At 56.4% G+C, this 26,993-nt stretch carries 32 protein-coding genes; 16 read left to right on the forward strand and 16 right to left on the reverse strand.

What is annotated here, in order from left to right; translation table 11 throughout:
• Window positions 1–7 precede the first annotated feature (7 nt).
• From L462_RS08675 to L462_RS08620, 12 genes are all read right to left on the reverse strand, one after another.
• Complete coding sequence (locus tag L462_RS08675) at window positions 8–778, reverse strand: aspartate dehydrogenase (protein ID WP_032678936.1); 771 nt, start codon at window positions 776–778, stop codon at window positions 8–10.
• 9 nt (window positions 779–787) lie between these two features.
• Complete coding sequence (locus tag L462_RS08670) at window positions 788–1,582, reverse strand: SDR family oxidoreductase (protein ID WP_032678938.1); 795 nt, start codon at window positions 1,580–1,582, stop codon at window positions 788–790.
• On the reverse strand, window positions 1,566–2,336 hold the full coding sequence (locus L462_RS08665) for an alpha/beta fold hydrolase (RefSeq protein WP_032678939.1): 771 nt from the start codon (window positions 2,334–2,336) through the stop codon (window positions 1,566–1,568). The genes L462_RS08670 and L462_RS08665 overlap by 17 nt, the downstream gene beginning before the upstream one ends.
• 9 nt (window positions 2,337–2,345) lie before the next feature.
• Window positions 2,346–2,876: a cupin domain-containing protein gene (locus L462_RS08660; protein ID WP_020883709.1), complete on the reverse strand. Its 531-nt coding sequence runs from the start codon at window positions 2,874–2,876 to the stop codon at window positions 2,346–2,348.
• A gap of 10 nt (window positions 2,877–2,886) precedes the next feature.
• Window positions 2,887–4,143, reverse strand: a complete 1,257-nt coding sequence (locus L462_RS08655) for an MFS transporter (RefSeq protein ID WP_032678941.1) — start codon at window positions 4,141–4,143, stop codon at window positions 2,887–2,889.
• A 25-nt stretch (window positions 4,144–4,168) separates the two neighbouring features.
• Entirely contained in the window at window positions 4,169–5,356 is a 1,188-nt protein-coding gene (locus L462_RS08650) for an NAD(P)/FAD-dependent oxidoreductase (protein WP_032678942.1), read from the reverse strand.
• Entirely contained in the window at window positions 5,353–6,279 is a 927-nt protein-coding gene (locus L462_RS08645) for a VOC family protein (RefSeq protein ID WP_032678943.1), read from the reverse strand. The genes L462_RS08650 and L462_RS08645 overlap by 4 nt, the downstream gene beginning before the upstream one ends.
• 78 nt (window positions 6,280–6,357) lie before the next feature.
• Window positions 6,358–7,146 (reverse strand): IclR family transcriptional regulator, encoded by a 789-nt coding sequence (locus L462_RS08640; protein WP_020883705.1) that lies wholly within the window; start codon window positions 7,144–7,146, stop codon window positions 6,358–6,360.
• 12 nt (window positions 7,147–7,158) lie between these two features.
• On the reverse strand, window positions 7,159–7,908 hold the full coding sequence (locus tag L462_RS08635) for an SDR family oxidoreductase (RefSeq protein ID WP_032678944.1): 750 nt from the start codon (window positions 7,906–7,908) through the stop codon (window positions 7,159–7,161).
• Entirely contained in the window at window positions 7,908–8,930 is a 1,023-nt protein-coding gene (locus L462_RS08630; protein WP_020883703.1) for an aromatic ring-hydroxylating oxygenase subunit alpha, read from the reverse strand. Before L462_RS08630 ends, L462_RS08635 begins: the two co-directional genes overlap by 1 nt.
• Before the next feature lie 10 nt (window positions 8,931–8,940).
• The gene (locus L462_RS08625; RefSeq protein WP_014171555.1) at window positions 8,941–9,249 is read right to left on the reverse strand and encodes a recombinase-like helix-turn-helix domain-containing protein; all 309 of its coding nucleotides are present in this window, start codon (window positions 9,247–9,249) and stop codon (window positions 8,941–8,943) included.
• The gene (locus L462_RS08620) at window positions 9,246–9,569 is read right to left on the reverse strand and encodes a Rieske (2Fe-2S) protein (protein WP_013098654.1); all 324 of its coding nucleotides are present in this window, start codon (window positions 9,567–9,569) and stop codon (window positions 9,246–9,248) included. Before L462_RS08620 ends, L462_RS08625 begins: the two co-directional genes overlap by 4 nt.
• Window positions 9,570–9,986: 417 nt before the next feature.
• Between L462_RS08620 and L462_RS08615 the strand changes: the two genes are divergently transcribed.
• A complete protein-coding gene (locus L462_RS08615) occupies window positions 9,987–11,198 on the forward strand; it encodes an MFS transporter (RefSeq protein ID WP_032678945.1) in 1,212 nt (403 codons plus the stop codon).
• 3 nt (window positions 11,199–11,201) lie between these two features.
• Here the strand turns inward: L462_RS08615 and speB are convergent, their stop codons facing one another.
• The 3 genes from speB to yqgB all read right to left on the reverse strand — a co-directional run bounded on the left by speB (window position 11,202) and on the right by yqgB (window position 14,448).
• Complete coding sequence (gene speB, locus L462_RS08610; RefSeq protein ID WP_014071686.1) at window positions 11,202–12,122, reverse strand: agmatinase; 921 nt, start codon at window positions 12,120–12,122, stop codon at window positions 11,202–11,204.
• Window positions 12,123–12,331: 209 nt separating this feature from the next.
• Window positions 12,332–14,308 (reverse strand): biosynthetic arginine decarboxylase, encoded by a 1,977-nt coding sequence (gene speA, locus L462_RS08605; protein ID WP_020883700.1) that lies wholly within the window; start codon window positions 14,306–14,308, stop codon window positions 12,332–12,334.
• Between the two features lie 8 nt (window positions 14,309–14,316).
• Window positions 14,317–14,448, reverse strand: a complete 132-nt coding sequence (gene yqgB, locus L462_RS24495; protein ID WP_071605459.1) for an acid stress response protein YqgB — start codon at window positions 14,446–14,448, stop codon at window positions 14,317–14,319.
• A 332-nt stretch (window positions 14,449–14,780) separates the two neighbouring features.
• Between yqgB and L462_RS25170 the strand changes: the two genes are divergently transcribed.
• From L462_RS25170 to ruvX, 9 genes are all read left to right on the forward strand, one after another.
• Window positions 14,781–14,963, forward strand: a complete 183-nt coding sequence (locus L462_RS25170; RefSeq protein ID WP_025203262.1) for a hypothetical protein — start codon at window positions 14,781–14,783, stop codon at window positions 14,961–14,963.
• A 147-nt stretch (window positions 14,964–15,110) separates the two neighbouring features.
• Entirely contained in the window at window positions 15,111–16,265 is a 1,155-nt protein-coding gene (metK, locus tag L462_RS08600) for a methionine adenosyltransferase (RefSeq protein ID WP_014171559.1), read from the forward strand.
• 367 nt (window positions 16,266–16,632) lie between these two features.
• Window positions 16,633–18,030, forward strand: a complete 1,398-nt coding sequence (gene galP / locus L462_RS08595; protein ID WP_032678946.1) for a galactose/proton symporter — start codon at window positions 16,633–16,635, stop codon at window positions 18,028–18,030.
• 58 nt (window positions 18,031–18,088) lie between these two features.
• Window positions 18,089–18,586, forward strand: a complete 498-nt coding sequence (locus L462_RS08590) for a SprT family zinc-dependent metalloprotease (protein WP_032670169.1) — start codon at window positions 18,089–18,091, stop codon at window positions 18,584–18,586.
• Between the two features lie 94 nt (window positions 18,587–18,680).
• Complete coding sequence (gene endA, locus L462_RS08585) at window positions 18,681–19,388, forward strand: deoxyribonuclease I (protein WP_020883698.1); 708 nt, start codon at window positions 18,681–18,683, stop codon at window positions 19,386–19,388.
• A 52-nt stretch (window positions 19,389–19,440) separates the two neighbouring features.
• Window positions 19,441–20,172, forward strand: coding sequence for a 16S rRNA (uracil(1498)-N(3))-methyltransferase (gene rsmE / locus L462_RS08580; protein WP_020883697.1), 732 nt, complete (start codon window positions 19,441–19,443; stop codon window positions 20,170–20,172).
• Window positions 20,173–20,211: 39 nt separating this feature from the next.
• Window positions 20,212–21,159, forward strand: a complete 948-nt coding sequence (gene gshB, locus L462_RS08575; protein ID WP_020883696.1) for a glutathione synthase — start codon at window positions 20,212–20,214, stop codon at window positions 21,157–21,159.
• An 86-nt stretch (window positions 21,160–21,245) separates the two neighbouring features.
• Window positions 21,246–21,806 (forward strand): YqgE/AlgH family protein, encoded by a 561-nt coding sequence (locus L462_RS08570; protein ID WP_020883695.1) that lies wholly within the window; start codon window positions 21,246–21,248, stop codon window positions 21,804–21,806.
• The gene (gene ruvX, locus L462_RS08565; RefSeq protein ID WP_014171567.1) at window positions 21,806–22,222 is read left to right on the forward strand and encodes a Holliday junction resolvase RuvX; all 417 of its coding nucleotides are present in this window, start codon (window positions 21,806–21,808) and stop codon (window positions 22,220–22,222) included. The genes L462_RS08570 and ruvX overlap by 1 nt, the downstream gene beginning before the upstream one ends.
• Here ruvX and L462_RS08560 read toward each other — a convergent pair.
• Complete coding sequence (locus tag L462_RS08560) at window positions 22,188–23,213, reverse strand: type IV pilus twitching motility protein PilT (RefSeq protein ID WP_032678947.1); 1,026 nt, start codon at window positions 23,211–23,213, stop codon at window positions 22,188–22,190. The two genes, ruvX and L462_RS08560, sit on opposite strands and share 35 nt — an antisense overlap.
• Before the next feature lie 17 nt (window positions 23,214–23,230).
• Between L462_RS08560 and L462_RS08555 the strand changes: the two genes are divergently transcribed.
• The 6 genes from L462_RS08555 (at window position 23,231) to L462_RS08530 (ending at window position 26,971) form a co-directional block, all read left to right on the forward strand.
• The gene (locus tag L462_RS08555; RefSeq protein ID WP_014171569.1) at window positions 23,231–23,932 is read left to right on the forward strand and encodes a YggS family pyridoxal phosphate-dependent enzyme; all 702 of its coding nucleotides are present in this window, start codon (window positions 23,231–23,233) and stop codon (window positions 23,930–23,932) included.
• A 21-nt stretch (window positions 23,933–23,953) separates the two neighbouring features.
• Window positions 23,954–24,520 carry a YggT family protein gene (locus tag L462_RS08550; RefSeq protein WP_014171570.1) on the forward strand — a complete coding sequence of 189 codons (567 nt, stop codon included), beginning with the start codon at window positions 23,954–23,956 and terminating at the stop codon, window positions 24,518–24,520.
• Window positions 24,517–24,813: a DUF167 family protein YggU gene (gene yggU, locus L462_RS08545; RefSeq protein WP_014885193.1), complete on the forward strand. Its 297-nt coding sequence runs from the start codon at window positions 24,517–24,519 to the stop codon at window positions 24,811–24,813. Before L462_RS08550 ends, yggU begins: the two co-directional genes overlap by 4 nt.
• A 3-nt stretch (window positions 24,814–24,816) precedes the next feature.
• Complete coding sequence (locus tag L462_RS08540) at window positions 24,817–25,410, forward strand: XTP/dITP diphosphatase (RefSeq protein ID WP_014171572.1); 594 nt, start codon at window positions 24,817–24,819, stop codon at window positions 25,408–25,410.
• Window positions 25,403–26,545: a radical SAM family heme chaperone HemW gene (gene hemW, locus L462_RS08535; RefSeq protein WP_014171573.1), complete on the forward strand. Its 1,143-nt coding sequence runs from the start codon at window positions 25,403–25,405 to the stop codon at window positions 26,543–26,545. The genes L462_RS08540 and hemW overlap by 8 nt, the downstream gene beginning before the upstream one ends.
• A gap of 63 nt (window positions 26,546–26,608) precedes the next feature.
• Window positions 26,609–26,971 (forward strand): DUF559 domain-containing protein, encoded by a 363-nt coding sequence (locus tag L462_RS08530; protein WP_032678948.1) that lies wholly within the window; start codon window positions 26,609–26,611, stop codon window positions 26,969–26,971.
• The last annotated feature ends 22 nt before the right edge of the window (window positions 26,972–26,993 follow it).

The raw sequence follows: 26,993 nt of genomic DNA on the forward strand, positions 1-26,993 counted from the left end.
TCGCTCCTCAGCGCTGCGTCAGTTCACGGCAGGCGCGAACCGCGCTGAGTGCCGCCAGGGTGGAGGTTTTGGGGTTGCTGGCAAGCGGTAGCCCGCTCAGCTCCAGATGGAACTCGCCAAACATCCCTTCGACGTGCAGCGTGTGGGTATTGCGTTGAGTGGCCGGGTCAACCATCAGTTGCACACGGGTATCATCCATCCCCACGCCGCCAAGTGCCACGGTCGCCGCCACGTTGGCGTTGGCCGGAAACAGTCGTGCCGCTTCACGTGCGCTGCCTTCAAAGAAGATCTGCGCCTCGGACACGGCGTTAAGATCGATAAGCTGCTCGGCATAGCTGCCGCGCCAGCTGGCCGGGCTTTTACGCGACTGGTAGGTCACCTTCTCAAGCCCGCCCTCTTTTGCTGCCGCCAGGCCATCAATGCCCGCCATCGCACCGGAGAGCAGCGTCAGCTTTCCGCCTGCGTTGAGCAGACGCTGTTCCAGCGCGCTGTCTGCCAGCGCGCCGGTGGAGATCACCGCCAGATGCCATCCACGGCGTAAAATCGCTTCCCCGTACTGCGCCACCGCCTGCTGGCTGGCACATTCCAGCACCAGATCGGGAGTATCCGCACATAATGCGGGCGAGGTCAGTGCCACCACCGCATCGCCAAACTGCTGGCGAATAGCGGCATGATGCGTCTCGCGCGCCACGATCCAGCCGATGGCAACCTGCTCGGGCAGACGCTCAATGACCGCCTGCGCCATGGCACCGTAGCCGATTAACATGATTTTTTTCATGATGTGTCCTTACAGATGACGGCAGAAGCCGCCGGAAACGTCCAGCGCCGCACCGGTGGTAAACGAAGCCAGCGGCGACGCGAGGAACAGCAGAGCCTGCGCAGGCTCCTGCGGCTTACCGAGACGCGCCATCGGAATGCCGCGTTTGCGGGCAATATCCGCCGTCCACTGCGGCCAACTCTGACTTTTATCCGCCCGGTTCTCAAAGCGACGCCGCCACTGGCCGGATTCCACCATGCCAAGCAAAATGGAATTCACGCGGATGCCCTTACTCACCAGCTCTTTCGAGAGCGTGAGCGTCATATTGAGCAGCGCGGCACGTGCTGCGGAGGTGGCAATCATGTGTTCCTCTGGCTGCAGCGCCAGCAGCGAGTTCACGCAGGTAATGGAGGCAATATCCGATTGCTCCAGCTGCAGCTGAAAAGCCTGTACGGGGTTAATCACCCCAAACAGTTTCAGTTCGGCTTCATGCAGCCAGGCCTCGCGCGGGGTGTCATTGAAGTGCGCCACATACCCCTGTCCGGCGTTATTAATCAGCAAGTCTGTCCCGCCAAAGCGGGACTTAACGGCCTGGGCAAAGGTCTGAACCTGGTCTGCATCCAGCACGTCGCAGCGGTGAGAGAAAATCTCGCCATCAGGGAATTCGTTTTGCAGCGACGCATGCGCGCTGGCAAGTCGGTCCGGGTCGCGGCCACAGAACGCCACTTTTGCCCCCTCGCCCAGCAGCAAGCGCAGTGTTTCAAAACCAATGCCAGAAGAACCGCCGGTGACTACCGCTACGCGCCCGTCAATTTGTGCATTCATCGCGCACCTCTTCGTTGATACGTAAAAGCTGTTGATTAAAAAACGCGTCGTTATCGAGATAGCTGGCGTGCCCGGCCAGGGGAATCGCGGTAAACGGCATGCCGTAACGTAGCGCCAGCCCCTGAACCAGCTCAAGCTGGGTAATGGCGTCCTGCTCGCCGCACCAGACTTCAAAGTCACCGGCGTAACGCTTCAGCCAGCCGTGAATATCGTCATGTGCCAGCATCCATGCGGCAGCGAGGTAGCCTTCCGGGCGCAGTTTGCGCATGCCCGCCGCAACGGTGGCAATATCGTCCTCACGCGCGCCCGGGCGTAATAATTTAGCGGCCCGGGTTTGCGCCAGGATCTCGCCCCCAAGCGCCATCTGCTGCTCCCGGTTACGCCAGACCTGCTCGCGCTGCGCCGGCTCGGCCTGGCCGTAACCCTGCGCGGCATCGGCCAGCACCAGATGCAGCACGCGTTCGGGATACTTCGCCGCAAAGGCGCTTGCCACCAGCGCCCCAAGCGAATGCCCGACCAGAACGACCTGCCAGACGCCCGCGCGATCCAGCATGGCCGCCAGCGCGTCGGCGTAATCCCCCGCGTTGGCGCGCTCAACCGCCAGCATCGGGCTTTCGCCATAACCGGGCATGTCCCACGCCAGCACGCGAAAACCGTTCAGCGCCATCTGTTTATGCCAGGAGGCAGCACCGGAGCTGATGCCGTGGAGCAGCATCAGCGGGATGCCGCTTCCCTGTTCACGAAAGCCCGTCATCGCGCCCCCTTAGTTCCGCTTCACTTTCGACAGCGGGTGATCGGCCGGATAGGTCGGGATTTCCGGCTTGTTGGTGCCGAGCATCACGCACATCAGCGCCTCTTCTTCACCATGATTGAACAGACCGCGATAGATGCCCGGCGGAACGGAGATCAGATCGCGTTCGCGCAGCACGGTTTCGGTGTAGTGATCGCCGTCCTGGATCATCAGCGTGATCTGCCCTTTAAGCATGAAGAACACCTCTTCCACGTCGTCATGCAGATGCAATGGTCCCTCGCACTTCGACGGCAGCACCATGGTGGAGAAGGTAAAGTGCTCAGCCGGCACGGTATTGGTATCGCTTGCCACGCCCGTTGCCCCGGTACCGATGTAGCGCATCTGCGCACGGCGGTATTTAGGATCGAAATCGGCCTGGAACTTCAGCGCGTTCCAGTCATATTTACGCCCTTCAAAGCGCGCAATGCGCGACTCGATCCACTCTTCCATGGTCAGATGGTCAGGTTTAATGCCTGGTTTTGCAGTTACGGTTGAATCAGTCATGACACTCTCCTCAGTAACGTCTCAGCAGCGGCAGTAACAGGACGCAGCCCACCGCCGCCATCACCGCCAGAAAAATCAGCCCGGAATCCATGCTGTGGGTGAAGGCGATCAACGCGCCCATCACCGCCGGCGACAGCGCGCCCGCAAAGTTTCCCAGTCCGTTGAAAATACCGCCCGCCGTCGCGCTCACCCGGGGATGGGTCGCCTTCGCCAGCAGTGCGAAAATGTTCGGCGCACCGGTGCCCCACATAAAGGTGCTAAAGCTCATCGCCGCGATAACGGCCAGCGGGGTATCAAGATGCATGACCGCCGTCAGGCCTAATCCCGCGCCAGCCATCGAGATAAAGCAGGCCACCGCGCGTTTATCGACCCGGTCAGAAAGCCATGCGCCAATCACCTCACCCGCCAGCATGGCAATAAACGGCATCGACGACAGCCAGCCCGCGTGTTCAAGATGAATGCCTTTCCCTTTAATCAGGTAACCCGGCAGCCAGCCATTGATTCCCCACAGGTAGGTGAGAAACGCGATGTTAAAGATGCAGATAATCCAGAAGTGCGGGCTGACAAACAGCTCGCGCCGCGCGGCACGTCGTTCATCTTGTGATTCGCGATCCGCAGCCGGTTTGGCACCCAGACGGATCCCGCGCAGACCGATGCGCACGAACACCAGCACCGGCACGGTGAGCATCGCCATCACAAAGAAGGTGCTCTGCCAGCCGAAGGCATTCAGCAGCCAGATAGAGAGAGGGAAACCAATCGCCGCGCCTACCGGGGTACCCAGCAGCCACAACATGGTGGCTCGCGCCTGCAGATGCTGCGGGAAGTTATGCCGCACAATGGCAAACGCCAGCGGAAACAGCGGCCCTTCTGCCACGCCCAGCAAAATGCGCAGGACGATCATGATCGTGTAGTTATGGGTAAACCCCATGGCTACCATCAGCACGCACCACACCACCATCATGCCGGTGAGCAGGCGAAGCGGTGCAATCTTGTCCCCCAGTCCGCTTAAAAAGACCGATGAGAAGCCGTAGCTCAGCAGGAAGGCGCTCATCAGAATGCCGAGGCGCGTGGTGTCAAAATCTATGCCCATCGCCTGCTGGAAATGGCTGTCGGAAAAGAGCGCCGCAATGCTGATTTTGTCGAAAAATGCCAGCAGCACGCAGGCCAGCAAAGACAGCGGGATGGCCCAGCGCACCGCTTTTTCGGGCGTGCGGGTGCCCTCACCGCTTGCCTCAACCGGCGCGGTGTTAGTCTCAAATGTGGTCATGTCTCCCCCTACGGGTGCGGGTTAGCTATCGCAATGACATCAGTGAAAAAGTCGGGTCAGCCAGCGGCACATCGGACAGATCCCTTCCGGCAGCCATCCAGCGTTTCGCCAGCTTGACGGTACGCGCATCGTTGAACGCCACCAGCTGGGTCAGCCGTCCGTTTTCATCCAGTGAGAAAAACAGCGTATTATCCCGGGCAAGGGTTGTGCAGTCGGCCTGCGGAATACCGAGGATCTGAATGTTGTGCTGGTATTGATCCGACCACAGCCACGGCGCGTCGTCATAGCCGGGGGCATCGGGATTGAGCATCGCCTTTGCCGTGGCAACCGCCTGATTCTGGGCAAAGGCCCACGACTGAATGCACAGCCCATAGTGATGGTGCTGGGCCACATCACCGGCAGCATAAATAAACGGATCCGACGTTCGCCCCTGAGCGTCCACCACGATCCCGCGTTCAGTCTGCAGACCCGCATCACGTGCAAGCTCGAGATTGAGATCAACACCGATCCCGACGACCACGGCATCAAAGGTTTCACGCTGGCCGTCACAGTGAATGACCGGCAGACCATTGTTATCTTCCAGCTCCAGCGCTCCGCAGCCGGTGCGGATATCCACGCCCTGTTCGCGGTGAAGTGTTTCCAGCTGCTGCGATACCTCGGCGCTCACCGAACGCATGCACAGCGCGGGCTGCTGCTCAAACAGCGTCACGGCGACGCCACATTTACGCGCGGAGGCCGCAATCTCCAGGCCAATCCAGCCTCCGCCGATAATCGCCAGGTTTTGACTCTCTGCCAGGCGCGCCTTCAGCCGCTGTGCGTCCTGCCAGTGGCGCAGGGTATAGACCTGCGGGTGGGCCGCCCATGCATCGCCCGGCAGACGCGCCCGACCACCGGTAGCGATTAAAAGAATGTTGTAACTAAGGTATTCACCGTTGCTTAAGCGCACCGTTTTCGCGTGACGATCGAGAGATTCCGCGCGCACCGGCCGGCACCATGTCAGGTTCAATGCCTGTTGCGCCGCTTCAGGAAAGAGACGCGGTAGCGGCGCGTCCGGCTCCAGTAACGCAGCCTTGGACAGCGGCGGGCGTTCGTAGAAATCCCACGCCTCTTCCGCCACGACGCAAATCTCGCCGTCGAAGCCTTCGTCACGCAGGGTTTTCGCCGCCCAGCCACCTGCCTGACCGCCGCCAATAATGACAATGCGCGAGGTCATACCGCCTCCGGCTTTTTCTGCTGACGGCGAGTGTCGTGGTCAATCCCACCCTCAACCGCCCACTCGGTGAACGACACCAGCGAATGTTCCAGCTCGCGCGGCTGCCAGTTTTCGGTGAGGTAATCATCGTTGGTGTAGTATTCAAACGCCCCGCCAGTTGGGCTGTTGACGTACCAGAAATAGGCCGAGGAGACCGGATGACGCCCCGGGCCAATAAAGGTGCTCCAGGCGTTTTTGTTCATCGCTATCCCACCACCGATCACCTCGTGAATGTCGCGTACGGTAAAGGCCACGTGGTTCAAACCCCGCTTACGGTTAGGCAGCTGAAGAAGGAACAAGTTGTGATGCCCGCCGCGCACGCCACAGCGCAGGAACACCGCACGGTTGATGTAGCGGTCAGACACCTGGAACCCAAGCACCTCACGGTAGAACGTCTCCACCGCCGCCAGCTCCTCCACGAAGAACACCACGTGGCCCACGTTAATAGGCTGGGCGCGATCGTAGACCGGGCTTGGCGTGTCGATACGGCGGGCATCGCCCCACTGGTTAATCGGCTCGACGTTCAGCTCCACCGGCACCTGATGGCTGACCTGTACGCGCAGGGTCATGCCGTTCGGATCGCGGCACTCCAGCGCGTCGCCCACCTCACGGAAACCGGACTGCTTCTCAAGCTTCGGGCGCAGCGCCTCCAGATCGTCCCGGGTGGCGACTGCCCAGGTCATCCGGCGCAACGTATTTCCTGCTTCAAACGCTGGTGGCAGGTCAGGGCTGTCGACAGGATTTAGCTCCACGCGCGCGCCGCTCAGGGTAGTAAAACGCTGGCCGCTGGCATCGCCCGTCAGGCCAAAATCACGCATAAATTTGGCGCAGTGCGTCAGGTTTTCGACGCCAAATTCCAGCTTTTCAATTCCGGTTATACACATCGTTCGTTGCCTCGTCTGGCCCAGATTGGGCGTAAAACATGCCCGACGCAATGAAGCGCCTGGCGTTAACCTGCTGATTTAACTGGCCTGTGACAAATACCCTAAGAAGCCAGAAATTTTATCCGCCGCCATGCGGACATCGTTTTGCAGGCGCTCGCGATCGGTCTGCGGGATCTCCTCCGAAGGCACCAGAATGCTCACCACGGCCGCCACCCTTCCGCTGCGGTCATACACCGGATAAACGATGGAGGAGATGCCATGACGGAAGAAGGATTCGCCGATCACATAGCCGCGTGCTTTGTCCTGCTGCACCATCTGCCACAACGCTTCGCGGTCGTGGATCTGGCCCGGCGTGTTGCCCGGCAGACGTTCGTGCGGGAACAGCTGTTCGAAATCGGCTCGCGAAATATCGGTCAGCAGCATGCGACCCAGCGACGTGCAGTGCACCGGCAAACGGGTACCAATGCTCACCTGATTGATGCGAGAACCGGCGGCGCTGACGCGGGCGATATAGATGATGTCGCGCCCGTCGCGGATCGCCAGATGACTGCTGCACTGGCTGACGTCACGCAGCTGCTCGATGACCGGCTGACCGACCTGCGCCACATCCAGTGAGGCAATGTATTCAAAGCCCAGACGCAGGACGTTCATGCCAAGCGAGAAGGTATTGGTTCGCGTGTTGCGTTCCAGAAAACCCATGTATTCCAGCGTTTGTACCACGCGGTAGGCGGTGGCTTTCGGCATATCGACCAGCCTGTGCAGCTCGGCAAAGGTCAGTTCACGGTGCTGCTCGCCAAAGGCCAGCAGCAGCTGTAAGCCTCGCTCCAGCCCCGGCACCAGGTACTTCACTTCGTGATCGCTTGCCATATTTGCTTTACCTCAGTTAAAGACAAAACCGCCGTTGACCGGAATCAGCTGGCCGGTGATAAACCGCGACAGATCGCTTAACAGCCAGACCACGCTGCCGGTGACGTCTTCCGGCTGCTGCGCCCCGGTGAGCGCCCGGCCGTTTTCGTAAAGCTGATGCCGCTCTGCAGGGACATATTCCGTCGCTTCGACGCGGGTTAAGCCCGGGGCGATGGCGTTAATACGAATGCGTTTTTCACCCAGCTCACGTGCCATTGAACGGGTCATGGCAATCACGGCGCCCTTGCTGGCCACGTAGGCCATCAGACGCGGCGCGCCCCACAGCGCGGTATCGGAAGCCACATTGACAATGGCTGCCCCTTCGCGCAGCAGCGGTACCGCATCCCGGGTAACCAGCCAGGTGCCTTTAACGTTAACGCTCATCACCCGGTCCCACAGATCCGGATCGTAATCAAGCATGTCCTTGCCGCCGACCCCGGTCGCCATCGCCGCGTTATTGACCAGACCGTCGATCGGTCCCTGTTTGCCAATGGTGCTGAACACCCGCGAAATGGAGAGCGGATCGGCCAGATCGATAACGTGTGATTCAATCGCATAGCCCTTCTCACTTAAGCCATGCGCGCTTTCAGCCAGCTCGCCCTGAAGGATGTCGCACATCACCACCGCCGCGCCCTGCTCTGCGCAGGCTTTCGCGAAATGAAAGCCCAGCCCACGCGCGGCACCGGTCACCACGATGCGTTTCCCGTTCAGCAGCCCATTCATCAGGCGGCTCCCTGCTGAGCTTCACGCGCCGCCAGCTGCTCTTTCGCCGCTTTTTGCATCATGCGGCGCAGGCGCGAGAGGCCCACATCATGCTGGTAAAGGTATTCGTGTTCCCGTGCATCTGGCGCCATGCTCTCCAGCACCACGCGGTCCTGCTCAAGGACTTCCCAGTGCAGTTTTTCCAGACGGTTACGGTACATGAAACGCCACATATCGCGCTGCCAGCCCTGCACGCGGCGGATACGCCAGAAGAAGACGCGGCAGTTATCGTTATCTTCCGGCACCACCATGCCAACAATGAAGAAGTGACCGCCCGGCCCGAAACGCTTCTTATAAGGAATGGACAAACGCATCCAGTAGGTGCCGCTGTTGCCCAGCTCAACCCAGTCGAAGTTGACGCCGCTCTGGCCTTTTTTCTCGAAGATAAACCCGGTTTTCGTTGGCTGCAGAACCATATCCGCTTTGCGATCCCCTTCCGCCATGGAGTGCGACGAAGAGTGCAGATAGGTGCCGTGCATCGGGTCCATCACGTTTTCCAGTGCGTACTGGTAATTGCATTTCCACGCGGCGGTGCAGAGGAAATTGCTGTAGGCGTCGGTGTCAGCCAGTTCGTCCGGGAAGCTCAGTTCGTCGGGTTGCTGATCGGCGGTAACGCCAAACCAAAGGAAGATGGCCCCGTGCACTTCCTGCACGTTGTAGCTGCGCACACACTGCTGGCCGACCAGTGGACATTTGTCCACCGCAGGCACATCCTTCACTTCGCCGTTACCCGCCACTTCCACGCCGTGATACCAGCAGGCGATACGATCGCCCAGATTCCAGCCCATCGACAGACGCGCGCCACGGTGCGGACAGCGATCTTCCAGCGCCTGCACCTGGCCATCTTTGTTGCGCCAGACCACAATCTGTTCGCCCAGACGGGTGATCCCCACGGGCGCAGACTGAACTTCCCAGCTCGCCAGCACCGGGTACCAGAGGCCGCGCAGACCTTTATCAAGATAGTTTTGTACGGTAGTCGTCATCGCATTGCCCTCAGTAGCCGTTAACCTGTAAGAAAGCCTGGAAGCTGGCATCGCTCCATGGCTCGCCCTGCTGATCGTGCATACGTACCGCGTTCAGCCCGTTGACCAGTTCCGGCACGGTTTCAGCGCCCTGTTCGAAAAGGTCTTCCAGCGTGGAGATAAGCGTGATTTCCCAGTTTTCCGGAACGCGGCTGCGGGTCTGCCAGATCAGGTTCTGGTAATCACCGGGCTTATGGATGGCGCCGTTACCGCCCTCAGCCGGAGGGGTAAACTGACGGCTTTCCGGCAGCGCCGGGTTGAAGTTCAGACTTTCGCTCATGCCACTGTCTCCTCGACGAAGGTAATCTGGATCTGGTTTTCAAATACCCGAACCGGGTAACGATTGAGGTTACGTCCGCCTGGGCCGTGCAGGCACTGGCCGGTTTTGACATCGAAAACCGCCTCATGCAGCGGACATTCCACTTTACCGTCCTCGACAAAACCCTGACTCAGCAGCGCGTAAGCGTGCGGGCATACGTCTTCTAGCGCGTAATATTCGCCATCAATCAAATAAACGCCGATCTCTTTGCCCTCGACGTTACCGCTAAAAGGGAAATCTTCCTGTACTTGTTCTGCGTCACATACGCCTATCCAGCTCATCACGATCCTCCAGGCTTTTGTTTCATATATGAAACTCTGTTTCTTATTTAATACGGTCAATATAAAAGCGAAGAATGTTTCGTCAAGCGCGAATGTGACGAATTTGTTAATCAGTAGAGGTTTAATTAGCTAAGTGTGCAAGCGATCACGAAAAAATGCAGCGATATGAAATTTTCATTATTCAGGCGTGAATGAATACATTTTTTTGATGATCTTTTATTTTTTAAAATAGAGATTGACTTCTTTTATTTTTATTCCTTAAAAATTATATGTGCGCATACCTCTGGTGTTTCACCTGTGAAACTTTAATTTGATTTATCTCATTAAAACAATGAGTTTCACAGGTGAATCATTTTAGTTACGTGACAATAACGTTCATAAAAAATATAAACAGACAGCACGATTAAGGCGGATTAAATGACGGCAAGATGGCAAGGCACGTTGGCACTTCTGGTGCTCATTATTATTTCCTACGTTGACCGCGTAAATATCTCGGTGATGATTTTAAACCCTGAATTTGCCGAACATTTTCAGCTAAATGAAAACAGAATGTTACAAGGAATGCTCATGACCTGCTTTTTGCTGGGTTATGGTTTTTCCGCTTTACTATTGACCCCAGTTATCGAAAGCAAATTACATTACCGACAGGGATTGTTAACCAGCATTGCGATATGGGCCGTGGTTTGCGCCATCTCGCCACTGCTGGGGTCGCTGATGGGCATGCTCATCGCCAGACTGATTTTGGGCATTGCCGAAGGCCCACTCTTTTCACTGAAAACACGCTTTATCAGCGATAACTTTAGCGCCGGGGAGATTGGTAAGCCCAACGCCGTTACCGCGCTGGGCGTTTCACTGGGGCTGGCAGTAGGCTTTCCGCTGATCACCTGGCTGATGGCACACCTTGGCTGGGCGGGGTCATTTTATGCCCTCGCGGCGATCAATCTGGCGCTGGGTGGGGGGTTAATCTGGCGTTTCCTGCCGGCCCCTCAACATACCGACAAGCGCCGGACGTCCGGGTTTGTGCAGACCTTTACGCTTGCCTGGCAGACGCCGCTTCTGGGCTGGATCCTGCTGGTTGAAATCGCCACGTTGAGTTATCTCTGGGGCAGCAGCGCCTGGCTTCCGGCCTGGCTGCGCGATGAACACCACTTCTCCCTGCACGCGACCGGCTTTCTCGCGGCTATCCCCTTCCTGCTGAGTCTTGGCTCAAAGTTTCTGGGCGGTGTGCTGCTCGACAAAATGCGCCCGGACCAGGCACCGCTGCTGTTTGTGGTGGGCGGGATCTTAACGGCGAGTTCCGTCGTCATGCTGATGCTGAGCCACCAGCCCGGCTGGCTGGCGCTGTTTATGCTCTCGGCCAATATTTTCTGGGGACTTCAGGGGGCCGCCATTCCGGCGGTTATCCAGCATCATGCGGCGCGGGAAGCCGTTGGCAGTGCCTACGGGATCATCAACGGGATTGGGAATATCTGCGCGGCGTTTATTCCGCTGCTGATGGGGATGGTGATGAAATCGGTGGGTTCAGTCAGCTCAGGGTTTTCGGTGCTGGTCGTCTCGCAGGTTATCACCCTGCTTGCAGGAGGCATGTTGCTGCTGCGCATGCGTCGCGCAGCAGCAATCCGGGCGTAAGGCTTATTCGCCTTTTTTCGCGGCCTGGATGTAGAGCATTTCCAGCGCGAGGGTGGCCGCTGCCAGAGCAGTGATCTCTGACTGGTCGTAAGCCGGAGCCACTTCCACCACGTCCATACCCACGATGTTCAGATCCTTCAGGCCGCGCACCAGTTTGATGGCGCGGTCAGAGGTCAGGCCGCCGATCACCGGCGTGCCGGTGCCCGGGGCAAACGCCGGATCCAGGCAGTCGATATCGAAGGTCAGGTAAACCGGCATATCGCCGACAATCTGTTTTACCTGAGCGATGATGTCATCCACGCCGCGATCGTTCACCTGGCCGGCATCCAGCACGGTGAAGCCGTTGTCTTTATCAAACTCGGTACGGATACCGATCTGCACAGAGTGGTTTGGATCGATCAGACCTTCGTTTGGCGCGGTGAAGAACATGGTGCCATGGTCGAATTCACAGCCGTTCGCGTAGGTGTCGGTATGGGCATCAAAATGCACCAGCGCCATCTTACCGAAGTGCTTCGCGTGAGCACGCAGCAGCGGCAGCGTGACGAAGTGGTCACCCCCGAAGGAGAGCATGCGTTTACCGGCAGCCAGCAGTTTTTCGGCATGGGCCTGCAGTTTTTCACTCATCTCGCGCGCGTCGCCAAAGGCGTACACCAGGTCACCGCAGTCAACCACGTTCAGGCGCTCGCGCATGTCGAAGTTCCACGGGAAGCGGTTGTGCTCCCAGGCCAGGTTAGTGGAGACCTGACGAATAGCTGCCGGACCATGACGGCCACCAGCACGGCCTGACGTGGCCATATCAAACGGCACGCCGGTGATCACCCAGTCAGCGTCACTGTCGTACGGCTGGAAGTTCATCGGGAGACGTAAAAAACCAAACGCGTTAGATACCAGAGAGTTATCGTACTGATGGCCTAAAGTGCTCATGTCCTGACCTCTTTAAAGTCGATACATTAAAAACAGATGAAAAAAAATCCCCTCCGCGTCGTTAAACCCGACGAGGAAGGGATTGATTTGTAAATCGCTTATTGGGGCGAATTATCGCCGCTAATTCATACGGGTTCAAGTGAGTATAGGCGAGGGTATTGCCCCTTGCCCTCACGCCGCCCCTCTCCAACAGAGAGAGGCAGGTTTACTTACTCGTCTTCCAGATAGGTGTATCCGTAAAGACCCGCTTCAAACTCTTCCAGGAACTGCTGCTGCAGCGCGTCGTCCAGACCGGTATTCTTCACCTGGTCACGGAACTGGGTCAGCAGCTTTTTCGGATCCAGCTGAACGTATTCGAGCATATCCGCCACGGTGTCCCCTTCGTCGGACAGCTCAACTTCCACGCTGCCGTCAGGGAAGACAAACACGTCAACCGCTTCGGTATCACCGAACAGGTTATGCATGTTGCCGAGGATCTCCTGATAGGCACCGACCATGAAGAAGCCCAGCATCGGCGGGTTCTCCGGATCGTACTCTGGCATAGGCATCGTGGTCGCAATACCGTCGCCGTCGACGTAGTGATCGATAGCACCGTCGGAGTCGCAGGTGATGTCCAGCAGCACCGCACGACGTTCCGGGGCGTGGTTCAGCCCTTCCAGCGGCAGAACCGGGAACAGCTGATCGATACCCCAGGCATCCGGCATCGACTGGAACAGTGAGAAGTTGACGTACATTTTGTCCGCCATGCGCTCCTGCAGTTCGTCAATAATCGGACGGTGAGCACGGTTGCTCGGGTCCAGCTGCTGCTGTACGTCGTGGCACATGTTCAGATAAAGCTGCTCAGCCCATGCGCGTTCCTGCAGGCTGAACGTGCCCGATGAATACCCCACATGAATATCATGCAGATCCATCTGGCTGTCGTGCAGCCACTCGCGCAGCGAACGGCGGGTACCCGGCTCGTGCATCTCCTGCCAGGTCTCCCACATGCTTTGCAGCGCACGAGGCGCGTCCTCAGCCGGCGGGGTTACCTCGGAAATTTCACTGCGTTCAACGCCGATAATGTTCGATACCAGCACGGTGTGGTGTGCGGTAACCGCGCGACCAGACTCGGTGATCACCGTTGGGTGCGGCAGGCCGTGCTCTTCACAGGCATCGCCAATCGCCCAGATGATGTTATTGGCATATTCGTTCAGGCCGTAGTTCACGGAACAGTCGGACTGCGAGCGGGTACCTTCATAATCCACGCCCAGACCACCGCCCACGTCGAAGCACTGAATGTTTACGCCAAGCTTGTGCAGCTCAACGTAAAAACGTGCTGATTCGCGTACGCCGGTGGCGATGTCGCGAATGTTGGCCATCTGCGAGCCGAGGTGGAAGTGCAACAGCTGAATGCTGTCCAGACGACCACGCTCACGCAGAATCTCAACCAGCTGCAGAACCTGGGTCGCCGCGAGACCAAATTTGGATTTTTCGCCGCCTGAGGACTGCCATTTACCGGAACCCTGCGACGCCAGACGCGCACGCACGCCCAGACGCGGGATAACGTTCAGACGCTCCGCCTCTTCCAGCACGATAGCGATCTCTGTCATCTTCTCGATTACCAGATAGACCTTGTGGCCCATCTTTTCGCCAATCAGCGCCAGACGAATGTATTCACGGTCTTTATAACCGTTACAGACGATCACCGAACGGGTCATGCCAGCATGTGCCAGCACGGCCATCAGCTCCGCTTTGGAACCCGCTTCCAGGCCCAGCGGTTCACCGGAGTGGATCAGGGATTCAATCACGCGGCGGTGCTGGTTCACCTTGATAGGGTAAACCAGGAAGTAATCGCCTTTATAGCCGTAAGATTCACGCGCGCGTTTAAACGCGGCGTTAATGGAACGCAGACGATGTTGCAGGATCTGCGGGAAGCAGAACAGTGCAGGCAAACGCTGGCCCTGCGCCTCGCGTGCTTTCACCAGTTTGGCGAGATCCACGCGCGCTTCAGGAACGTCAGGATCCGGGCAAACGCTGATATGGCCCAGTTCGTTGACGTCGTAGTAGTTATTGCCCCACCAGGCAATATTGTAAGTGCGCAGCATCTTGCTGGCTTCCTGGGAGCTCATCGCAACCTCCTGCATGGAACGTAGTACACCCTGTTCGCCCGCTGACGAAGGCGAAAGCGAAGACATGTCGTCAGACATAGCGAACCTCAACTCTTTGTATTAAGTGTAAAACAGTTGACTACTATCGCAGCGTTATACGGCGATAACAACCCATAAACGGATCCATTTCCCAGCAGACTATGCTGAAAACCAGACCGTGCGACCGGTTTCATATTCATATCATTGTAAACACGTGTCCGAACTTAATTATGACAACGTTCGGCGAAACCACGAGAAAACTCTTGTCTTAACAAGAGCGCCCTTGTTCAGTTTTCACAAAGCGTGACCGGCCCTGGAATCCTGAGAAGCCCCGAGATGGGTATAACATCGGCAGGTTTGCAGATTAGAAATGCGGGTTGCAGGAATCAAATACGCGCCAGAACGGCTGCGCTGAATTAGCGGAAAACACTGGTTCATTATCTCGTATCACCTCCACGGCCGCTCCTGCTGAAACGGACCACAAGCCAAAGCTAAAAGTTCACTGCTTAACCCGGCTGGAAGTGGCGACACGATGAGTTCATCGAGCGCTTATTGGTATGAGCCGCGCGCCGCGTTTTATACCGAGAACAGGGGTAAATTGCAAAAGATAAATGCGCGGGTTGCCAGCGCCGTCAGGAAAAATTTCCAGCAGCGAATTCAACTCAGTGAGAGGTTAGTCAAAAAAAACTGGAAATCGGGCGAAGAACTGACCTAAAATAGCCATCCAGATGTTAATCCATCCATACTGATTAACACTCAGACTGCCAGTGTCATTAACCTGCAGGCCTTGGTAGAATTATCTCCTTTGGCTATTCCACACAGCAGCTTGAGCTAAACAAATTCCTTTTAGGTGAAATAAAACATGGCAAAACACCTGTTTACGTCCGAGTCCGTATCAGAAGGACATCCAGATAAAATTGCTGACCAAATCTCCGATGCGGTGCTTGATGCGATCCTGACGCAGGATCCAAAAGCGCGCGTCGCGTGTGAAACCTACGTCAAAACCGGCATGGTTCTGGTTGGCGGTGAGATCACCACCAGCGCATGGGTGGATATTGAAGAGATCACCCGTAACACGGTTCGTGAGATCGGTTATGTCCATTCTGATATGGGCTTTGATGCCAACTCTTGTGCGGTACTGAGCGCAATTGGTAAACAGTCTCCGGACATCAACCAGGGCGTTGACCGTGCCGATCCGCTGGAACAGGGCGCGGGCGACCAGGGCCTGATGTTTGGTTATGCAACCAACGAAACTGACGTGCTGATGCCAGCGCCCGTGACCTACGCACACCGTCTGGTGCAGCGTCAGGCTGAAGTGCGCAAGAATGGCACTCTGCCATGGCTGCGTCCTGATGCGAAAAGCCAGGTGACCTTCCAGTACGACGACGGCAAAATCGTCGGTATTGACGCGGTCGTTCTGTCTACTCAGCATTCCGAAGAGATCGACCAGAAATCCCTGCAGGAAGCAGTGATGGAAGAGATCATCAAGCCGGTTCTGCCAACTGAATGGCTGAGCTCCGCAACCAAATACTTCATCAACCCAACCGGACGCTTTGTAATCGGCGGCCCAATGGGTGACTGCGGTCTGACCGGCCGTAAAATCATCGTTGATACCTACGGCGGCATGGCGCGTCACGGTGGCGGTGCCTTCTCCGGTAAAGACCCGTCTAAAGTTGACCGTTCTGCTGCGTACGCTGCGCGTTATGTTGCGAAAAACATCGTTGCTGCTGGCCTGGCTGACCGCTGTGAGATTCAGGTTTCCTACGCTATCGGCGTGGCTGAACCGACCTCCATCATGGTTGAAACCTTTGGTACCGAGAAAGTGCCATCCGAGCAACTGACGCTGCTGGTGCGCGAGTTCTTCGACCTGCGCCCATACGGTCTGATTCAGATGCTGGATCTGCTGCACCCAATCTACAAAGAAACCGCTGCATACGGTCACTTTGGTCGTGAACATTTCCCATGGGAAAAAACCGACAAAGCCGCTCTGCTGCGTGAAGCTGCCGGTCTGAAATAATCAACTGACAGCGAATGTTAAAAAAGGCCAGCCTCGTGCTGGCCTTTTGCTTTTGTCAGCCAGATAGCCTGACATTGCGCTTTGCGTGAAACCGATTACACCCCACCCGATATACCTCGCTTTCAGAATAATCTCTTTGCATGATCGCATGTCTTATGCTGTTACATTTCCTTTCAGTTAAGTCTGAAATTCATTCAAACGCGATGCGCATCAACTAATTTACCTCTATATTTTCAAAGCTTTAATTTTATTTACGGTTGCAGACTAGTGTAACCGATTACACCAATGTGATTTATCTCACATATTTATACGGGTTGCTCACTTACCCTTAACATCGATAAAACTGATAACCCAACTGGAGGGCATAATGCCTGACAATAAAAAACAGGGGCGTACGTCCAATAAGGCGATGACATTTTTCGTCTGCTTCCTCGCCGCCCTGGCAGGATTACTTTTTGGCCTGGACATTGGCGTGATTGCCGGTGCGTTACCCTTTATCACTGAAGAGTTCCAGATAAGCCCTCACACCCAGGAGTGGGTAGTAAGTTCCATGATGTTTGGTGCGGCCGTGGGTGCCGTGGGCAGCGGCTGGCTCTCTTTCAGGCTGGGCCGCAAAAAGAGCCTGATGATCGGTGCAATCCTGTTTGTTGCTGGTTCGCTCTTCTCAGCAGCGGCTCCAAACGTTGAGGTATTGCTGCTTTCTCGCGTGCTGCTTGGTCTGGCCGTGGGTGTGGCGTCGTATACCGCCCCACTCTATCTCTCTGAAATCGCACCCGAGAAAATCCGTGGCAGTATGATTTCGATGTACCAGCTGATGATCACCATCGGCATCCTCGGAGCTTACCTTTCCGATACCGCGTTCAGCTACAGCGGCGCATGGCGCTGGATGCTTGGCGTGATCATTATCCCTGCCATTCTGCTGCTGATTGGCGTTTTCTTCCTGCCGGACAGCCCACGCTGGTTTGCAGCGAAGCGTCGTTTTGTCGATGCCGAGCGCGTGCTGCTGCGACTGCGCGATACCAGCGCGGAAGCGAAAAACGAACTGGAAGAGATCCGCGAGAGCCTGAAGGTAAAACAGTCAGGCTGGGCGCTGTTTAAAGAGAACAGCAACTTCCGTCGTGCGGTATTCCTGGGCGTGCTCCTGCAGGTGATGCAGCAGTTCACCGGGATGAACGTCATCATGTACTACGCACCAAAAATCTTTGAACTGGCGGGGTATACCAATACCACCGAGCAGATGTGGGGGACCGTCATCGTTGGGCTGACCAACGTTCTGGCGACCTTTATCGCTATCGGTCTGGTGGATCGCTGGGGCCGTAAGCCGACCCTGACGCTGGGCTTCCTGGTGATGGCCGCCGGTATGGGTGTTCTCGGCACGATGATGCACGTGGGGATTCACTCTCCAACCGCCCAGTATTTCGCTGTGGGCATGCTGCTGATGTTTATCGTCGGGTTTGCGATGAGCGCCGGTCCGCTGATTTGGGTGCTGTGCTCTGAAATCCAGCCGCTGAAAGGGCGTGATTTCGGTATCACCTGCTCCACCGCGACCAACTGGATTGCCAACATGATTGTCGGTGCGACGTTCCTGACCATGCTCAATACGCTGGGCAACGCGAACACCTTCTGGGTCTACTCCGGCCTGAACATCTTCTTTATTGTTCTGACGCTGTGGCTGGTTCCTGAAACCAAACACGTGTCACTGGAACATATTGAACGTAACCTGATGAAAGGTCGTCCACTGCGCGAGATTGGCGCACACGACTAATTCTCTGGCGGGAGGTGCCTCTTGCACCTCCCCGCTTCGCGCTTTATGCTCTGCCCCTATGAAAGCACCCCGTCTCCCCATCGCCCTTCAGCAAGCCGTTATGCGCAGCCTGCGGGAAAAACTCGCCCAGGCCAACCTGAAACTCGGCCGGAATTACCCTGAGCCGAAACTCGTCTACCAACAGCGTGGCACGGCGGCGGGCACGGCGTGGCTCGAATCCTATGAGATCCGTCTGAACCCGGTGCTGATGCTGGAAAATCAGCAGGCGTTTATTGAGGAAGTGGTGCCGCACGAGCTGGCGCACCTGCTGGTATGGAAACACTTTGGCCGCGTGGCACCCCACGGCAAAGAGTGGAAGTGGATGATGGAAGCCGTGCTGGGCGTTCCGGCACGCAGAACCCATCAGTTTGAACTTGAGTCGGTACGCCGCAATACCTTCCCCTACCGCTGCCAGTGTCAGCAGCATCAGCTTACCGTTCGCCGTCATAATCGCGTGGTGCGCGGCGAGGCCACCTACCGTTGCGTCAAATGTGGTGAACCGCTGGTCGCGGAATAACCAACTGAACTTTCAGGAACTTTCCTGATCTGACTGATTGCATACAGGAACAACATTCGTTACGTTGCGGGCTCGTTTTGACACGGAGTGTAAGATGTCCCGTAATTTTTCTCTCGCGGTCGCTTTTCTGGCGACAGCACTCTCCGGCCAGGCTCTGGCCGACGGTATTAACAGTTTCTCCCAGGCAAAAGCGGCAGGCGTAAAGGTCAACGCGGATGTTCCCGGTGATTTTTATTGCGGTTGTAAGATTAACTGGCAGGGTAAAAAAGGGATCGTTGATCTCGAATCCTGCGGCTATAAAGTGCGTAAGAATGAAAACCGCGCCAGCCGCATCGAGTGGGAACATGTGGTGCCGGCATGGCAGTTTGGCCACCAGCGTCAGTGCTGGCAGGATGGCGGTCGTAAAAATTGCGCCAAAGATCCGGTCTATCGCCAGATGGAAAGCGATATGCACAACCTGCAACCCGCGGTTGGCGAGGTGAATGGCGATCGCGGCAACTTTATGTACAGCCAGTGGAACGGCGGAGAGGGTCAGTACGGCCAGTGCGGCATGAAGGTTGATTTTAAAGAGAAAGTCGCTGAGCCCCCGGCCCGCGCGCGCGGCAGTATCGCCCGCACCTATTTCTATATGCGTGACCGTTACGACCTCAACCTTTCCCGCCAGCAGACGCAACTGTTCAACGCATGGGACAAGCAATATCCGGTGACGGAATGGGAATGCCAGCGTGACGCGCGCATCGCGAAAGTTCAGGGTAATCACAACCCTTACGTCCAGCGGGCTTGCCAGGCGCAAAAGAGCTAACCTACACTAGCGGCAATTCGCTTACACCGCATGACATATGGAATTTCTGACTATGCGCATTCCTCGCATCTACCACCCTGAGCTGATTACCGTCGGCCGCGAAATTGCCCTCTCTGACGATGCCGCCAACCATGTTGGTCGCGTACTGCGCATGGGAGCAGGACAAGCTATTCAGCTGTTTGATGGTTCTAATCAGGTTTTCGACGCGGAAATTACGCGTGCTGATAAAAAAAGCGTGCATGTAACGATATTGCGCGGCGAAGTGGATGACCGTGAATCTCCGCTGCACATACACCTGGGACAGGTGATGTCGCGCGGAGAAAAGATGGAGTTCACCATCCAGAAATCCATTGAACTGGGTGTAAGCCTCATTACGCCACTTTTTTCTGAGCGCTGTGGCGTTAAACTGGATGCGGAACGTCTGAATAAAAAGATCCAGCAGTGGCAGAAAATTGCCATTGCTGCCTGTGAACAGAGTGGCCGCAACCGTATTCCGGAGATCCGCCCGGCGATGGATCTGGAGGACTGGTGTGCTGAAGAGGAAAGCGGGCTGAAGCTCAATCTCCATCCACGCGCCAGCGCCAGCATCAATACGCTGCCGCTACCCGTTGAACGTGTTCGCCTGCTAATTGGTCCGGAAGGCGGCTTGTCCGCTGACGAAATTGCCATGACGGCGCGTTACCAGTTTACTGATATTCTGTTGGGACCTCGCGTTCTGCGTACTGAGACAACGGCACTCACAGCCATTACCGCGCTACAGGTGCGTTTTGGCGATCTGGGTTAACGCTAAGCCTGAGCCCTCAGGCTTTTAACGGAGATGAAAATGATCAAGCTCGGCATCGTGATGGATCCCATCGCAAACATTAACATCAAGAAAGATTCCAGCTTCGCGATGCTGCTGGAAGCGCAGCGTCGCGGCTATGAACTCCACTACATGGAGATGAACGATCTTTACCTGATCAACGGTGAAGCCCGCGCACGCACCCGCATCGTTAACGTCGAGCAGAATTACGACAAATGGTATGAATTCGGCACCGAGCAGGATATTGCCCTTGCCGACCTCAATGTCATTCTGATGCGTAAAGATCCTCCGTTCGACACCGAATACATCTACTGCACCTATATCCTTGAGCGCGCGGAAGAGAAAGGAACGCTGATCGTCAACAAACCCCAGAGCCTGCGCGACTGTAACGAGAAGCTCTACACCGCATGGTTCTCTGACCTGACGCCTGAAACGCTGGTGACCCGCAACAAGGCACAGCTGAAAGCGTTCTGGCAGAAACACGGCGACATCATCATGAAACCGCTGGACGGCATGGGTGGCGCATCTATTTTCCGCGTGAAAGAGAGCGACCCGAATATTGGGGTGATTGCCGAAACGCTGACCGAGCTGGGCACGCGTTACTGCATGGCACAAAACTACCTCCCGGCCATTAAAGATGGCGATAAACGCGTTCTGGTGGTGGATGGTGAACCGGTGCCGTATTGCCTCGCGCGTATCCCGCAGGGCGGCGAAACCCGCGGTAACCTGGCGGCCGGTGGCCGCGGTGAGCCGCGCCCGTTAAGTGAAAGCGACTGGGAAATTGCCCGCCGCGTTGGCCCGACACTGAAAGCCAAGGGCCTGATTTTTGTCGGCCTGGATATCATCGGCGATCGTCTGACCGAAGTGAACGTGACCAGCCCAACCTGTATTCGTGAAATCGAAGCGGAATTCCCGATTTCGATCACCGGAATGCTGATGGACGCCATCGAGAAACGTTTACAGAAATAACCTTTCAATACTATTAGTGACAGCACCCCGGTTTGTCCGCATACTGGGGCTGTCGCTTTTTAAACCAGGAAACAGTACCTCTGACAATGAATTTACAGCATCACTTTCTTATTGCCATGCCTGCTCTCCAGGATCCGATTTTTCGCCGCGCCGTGGTTTATATTTGTGAATACAATGAAGACGGCGCGATGGGCATTATCATCAACAAACCGCTGGAAAACCTGCAGGTTGAAGGGATTCTGGACAAGCTGAAAATTTCGGCTGAAGAGCGTCTGCCGGAAATCAGGCTTGATAAACCGGTGATGCTGGGCGGGCCACTCGCAGAGGATCGCGGTTTTATCCTGCATACGCCGCCGGTCTTCTCTTCCAGTATTCGCATCTCTGACAACACCGTCATTACAACCTCTCGCGACGTGCTCGAAACGCTGGGTACCGCTGAGCAGCCGTCGGAAGTGCTGGTGGCCCTGGGCTACTCCTCCTGGGAGAAAGGCCAGCTTGAGCAAGAGATCCTCGATAACGCCTGGCTGACCGCGCCTGCGGACATGAACATTCTGTTTAAAACCCCTATTGCCGATCGCTGGCGTGACGCCGCGAAACTGATCGGCATTGATATCCTGACTATGCCTGGCGTAGCGGGGCATGCCTGATGAGCGGAACACTTCTGGCCTTCGATTTTGGCACCAAAAGCATAGGCGTCGCCGTGGGTCAGCGAATCACGGGTACCGCACGCCCGCTCACGGCCCTGAAGGCCAGTGACGGCACACCGGACTGGAACCTCATCGAGCGCCTGCTAAAAGAGTGGCAGCCGGATGACGTCATCGTTGGGTTACCGCTGAACATGGATGGCACTGAACAACCGCTTACCGCCCGAGCGCGTAAGTTCGCCAATAAAATCCATGGCCGCTTTGGCGTCTCCGTGAAGCTCCACGACGAGCGTCTGAGCACCGTTGAAGCACGTGCAGGTCTTTTTGAACACGGCGGCTTCAGGGCTCTCAACAAAGGCAGCGTTGACTCCGCGTCTGCTGTCATCATTCTCGAAAGCTATTTCGAACAGGGTTATTGAGCGCCGGGGCCTGAAGTTGCCCCTGCGCCCGTCTTTCAGCCAGGCTCTGGTCAAAGTTCTGCATCCCCGCCTGCTGGCCGGTTTGAATAATACCGGGCAATTGCCACGTTTTTCCTTCGCGAATGAGATTCGCCGCCGCCGGAGTATTCACCAGCAGCTCATAAAGCGCCACGCGCCCGCCCTGCGCATCCGGGAGGAGCTTTTGCGCCAGCACCGCCCGCAGGCTGCCGGCCAGCTGATTGCGCACCGGATCTTTCTCCTGCGCCGGAAACGTATCGACCAGCCGCTCAATCGCCTGCGCTGCCCCGCGGGTATGCAGTGTCGCGAGCACCAGATGTCCGGTTTCTGCCGCCGTCAGCGCGAGGCGGATTGTTTCACTGTCGCGCAGCTCACCCAGCAGTATGACATCAGGATCCTGGCGTAACGCCCCGCGCAGCGCGTCGGCAAATGACGGGCTGTGTTGGCCAATCTCGCGCTGCTGGATCAGGCACCGTTCGCTCTGGTATAGAAACTCCACCGGGTCTTCGAGCGTCAGAATATGCCCGTCAGTATGGTGATTAAGAAAATCCACCATCGCTGCCAGCGTAGTGGACTTACCGCTGCCGGTTGCCCCGGTGACCAGGATCAACCCGTTGTCACTGGATAACAGCTCAGGAACAACCCGGGGCACCCCCAACGCGGAGAGTTGCGGGCAGACCCCGGGCAACAGCCGCAGCGTCATTGAGACGCCGCTTGTCTGTTTAAACGCGCTTCCGCGCAGGCGCTGGTTGCCCGCCAGGGTGACGGCAAAATCCACCTGCCCGTTCGCCCACCACGTTCCCTGCTGTTCATCGTTGAGCCACGCTTTTAATAGCGTATCGACTTCGGGCGGCGGAAACGGTGCGGGTTCAAGACGACCTGATCTGCGCCAGCGCGGTGGTGAATCACTGCACAGGTGTAGATCGGAGACATTATGCTTTACACTAAGGGCCACAATTTCTTCCACATCCATACAATACTCCTCGGAAAATGAACGACATTGCGCACAACCTGGCACAGGTCCGGGACAAAATCTCAGCTGCAGCAACACGTTGCGGCCGTGCTTCAGAAGAAATTACGTTACTTGCAGTGAGTAAAACCAAGCCTGCGAGCGCCATCGCAGATGCGATTGAGGCGGGTCAGCATGCGTTTGGTGAAAACTACGTGCAGGAGGGCGTGGATAAAATTCGCTTCTTCCAGGAACAGGGGAAGACGGATCTGCAATGGCACTTTATTGGCCCCTTGCAGTCGAACAAAAGCCGTCTGGTCGCTGAACATTTCGACTGGTGCCATACCATTGACCGTTTGCGTATTGCTTCGCGTCTGAACGACCAGCGCCCTGAAGCGTTACCGCCGCTGAATGTGCTGATTCAGGTCAACATCAGTGACGAGAACAGCAAGTCCGGTATTGCGCTGGAAGAACTGGATGCGCTGGCAGCAGACGTCGCGGCACTGCCGCGCTTAACCCTGCGCGGGTTAATGGCCATCCCGGCACCGGAGTCAAGTTATGAAAGGCAGTTTGCCGTGGCACAGCAAATGGCTGTAGCATTTGAGGCGCTTAAAGCGCGCTATGAAACGGTAGACACGCTTTCTCTGGGCATGTCGGATGATATGGAAGCCGCCATCGCGGCAGGCAGCACTATGGTGCGCATCGGCACGGCAATTTTCGGTGCGCGCGATTACACCCAATAATAAGGAAACCTGAGGAACGCCATGAAGACGTTGACTTTCCTGCTTTCAACGGTCATTGAGCTGTATACGATGGCGCTGTTACTGCGCGTCTGGATGCAGTGGGCCCGCTGTGATTTTTACAATCCGTTCTCGCAGTTTGTCGTGAAAATCACGCAACCTATCGTAGGACCGCTGCGTCGCGTCATTCCGGCGATGGGCCCCATTGACAGTGCTTCTCTGCTGGTCGCGTTTATTCTGAGCGTTATCAAAGCGATTGTGCTGTTTATGGTTATCACCTTCCAGCCGATAATCTGGATTGCCGCTGTTCTGATCCTGATAAAAACCGTTGGTCTGCTGATCTTCTGGGTGCTGCTGGTCATGGCGATCATGAGCTGGGTAAGCCAGGGCCGTAGTCCGGTGGAGTACGCGTTAATTCAGCTGGCTGAACCGCTGCTGCGTCCAATCCGTAACCTGCTTCCGTCTATGGGCGGCATCGATTTCTCTCCGATGATCCTGGTTCTGCTGCTGTACGTCGTGAATATGGGGATCGCTGAGCTGTTACAGTCCACGGGCGATATGCTGCTGCCGGGGCTGTGGATGGCGCTATGAGTGCAGTGAGCACCTGCGCTGACGGGCTGGTTTTACGGCTGTATATTCAGCCGAAAGCCAGCCGTGACAGTATTGTTGGGCTGCATGGCGACGAGCTAAAAGTCGCCATCACTGCCCCACCGGTTGATGGCCAGGCGAATGCGCATCTGACCAAATATCTGGCAAAACAGTTTCGTGTCGCCAAAAGCCAGGTGATCATCGAGAAAGGTGAACTTGGGCGGCATAAACAGGTAAAAATTCTCAACCCGCAATCTATCCCGACGGAAGTCGCGGCGCTGACAGAGCAGGATTAAACCATGCAGAAAGTTGTTCTCGCTACCGGTAACGCCGGTAAAGTGCGCGAGCTGGCCTCGCTATTAAATGATTTTGGACTGGATGTCGTTGCACAGACCGAACTGGGTGTGGATTCCGCCGAAGAGACAGGGCTGACGTTTATCGAAAACGCGATCCTGAAAGCGCGCCATGCCGCACAGATTACCGGTTTGCCCGCGATTGCCGACGACTCCGGTCTGGCGGTAGATGCCCTTGGCGGTGCGCCGGGTATCTACTCCGCACGCTATTCTGGCGTCGATGCCACCGACCAGCAGAATCTGGAAAAGCTGCTTGTCGCGCTGAAAGACGTGCCAGATGATAAACGCCAGGCTCAGTTCCACTGTGTACTGGTCTATCTGCGTCATGCCGAAGACCCTACGCCAGTCGTCTGCCACGGCAGCTGGCCGGGGGTGATTACCCGTGAAGCGGCAGGCAGTGGTGGCTTTGGCTACGACCCGATTTTCTTTGTCCCGTCTGAGGGCAAAACCGCTGCGGAACTGTCCCGCGAAGAGAAAAGCGCGATTTCCCACCGTGGACGCGCCCTGAAACTGTTACTGGAAGCACTGCGTAATGGCTAATTTGCCGCCTCTGAGTCTTTATATTCACATCCCGTGGTGCGTGCAGAAATGCCCGTACTGCGATTTCAACTCGCACGCGCTGAAAGGTGAAGTGCCGCATGATGACTACGTTGCGCATCTGCTGGCCGACCTGGATGCCGATGTACCTTACGCACAGGGACGTGAAGTTAAGACCATTTTCATTGGTGGCGGTACGCCGAGCCTGCTTTCTGGCCCGGCGATGCAAACGCTGCTGGACGGCGTGCGTGCGCGCCTGAACCTGGCCGCGGATGCTGAAATAACAATGGAAGCCAACCCCGGCACCGTTGAAGCCGACCGTTTTGTCGATTATCAACGTGCAGGCGTAAACCGCATCTCGATCGGTGTCCAGAGCTTTAGCGAGCCGAAGCTGAAACGTCTGGGACGCATTCACGGCCCGGAAGAGGCAAAGCGCGCGGCAAACCTGGCCACTGGCTTAGGCCTGCGCAGCTTTAACCTGGATTTGATGCACGGTCTGCCGGACCAGTCGCTTGAGGAAGCGCTGGACGATCTGCGTCAGGCGATCGCGCTTAACCCACCGCATCTCTCATGGTATCAGCTGACTATTGAGCCAAACACGCTGTTTGGTTCCCGTCCGCCGGTGCTGCCGGATGATGACGCCCTGTGGGATATCTTTGAGCAAGGTCATCAGCTTTTGACCGCGGCAGGTTATCAGCAATACGAAACCTCCGCATACGCGAAGCCGGGTTACCAGTGTCAGCACAACCTGAACTACTGGCGCTTTGGTGATTATCTGGGGATTGGCTGTGGCGCACACGGTAAAGTGACCTTCCCTGACGGGCGCATCCTGCGTACCGCCAAAACGCGTCATCCGCGTGGTTACATGGAAGGCCGCTACCTTGAACGTCAGCATGATGTTGAGGCGGCGGATAAACCGTTTGAGTTCTTTATGAACCGCTTCCGCTTGCTGGAACCCGCACCACGTGCGGAGTTTGCGCGTTATACTGGATTGCCGGAAGCCACGATTCGTCCGCAGATTGACGAGGCGCTGGCGCAGGGATATCTCACCGAGTGTGAGGATTACTGGCAGATCACCGAGCACGGCAAACTGTTTTTAAACTCCCTGCTTGAGTTGTTCCTCGCAGAAGATTCCTGAAGGCTGATTCAGGATTTTGCACCCCATTCTGCCGGCTGAGGGAAAGGCTGGCAGAGTGTGGGGATGGATATTACTCGTACTGATGCAAAACAGCTCAGACGGGAGCTGACAAAAGAAGAAAGACGGCTTTGGTATCTACTGCGCAGCCGCCGCTTCGAAAATTATAAATTTCGTCGACCACATCCTGTAGATCACTACATTCTGCATTTCACCTGCTGTGCGGCTCATCTGGCTATTGAACTGGATGGCGGGCAACTTGATGAAAAGCAGGAATACGATCGTCAAAGAACGTGCTGGCTTAACGAGAAAGGCTGGTATGTCATTCGATTTTGGAACAACGAACTCTGTAATAACGAAGAAGCGGTGTTAGAAAAGATCCTTGAAACACTGCAAATGCTGCAACCCTCACCCCGGCCCTCTCTCTAAAAGGGAAAGGGAGCAAACCATC

It is taken from the genome of Enterobacter sp. BIDMC 26 (assembly GCF_000534435.1).
Taxonomy (GTDB): domain Bacteria; phylum Pseudomonadota; class Gammaproteobacteria; order Enterobacterales; family Enterobacteriaceae; genus Enterobacter; species Enterobacter ludwigii.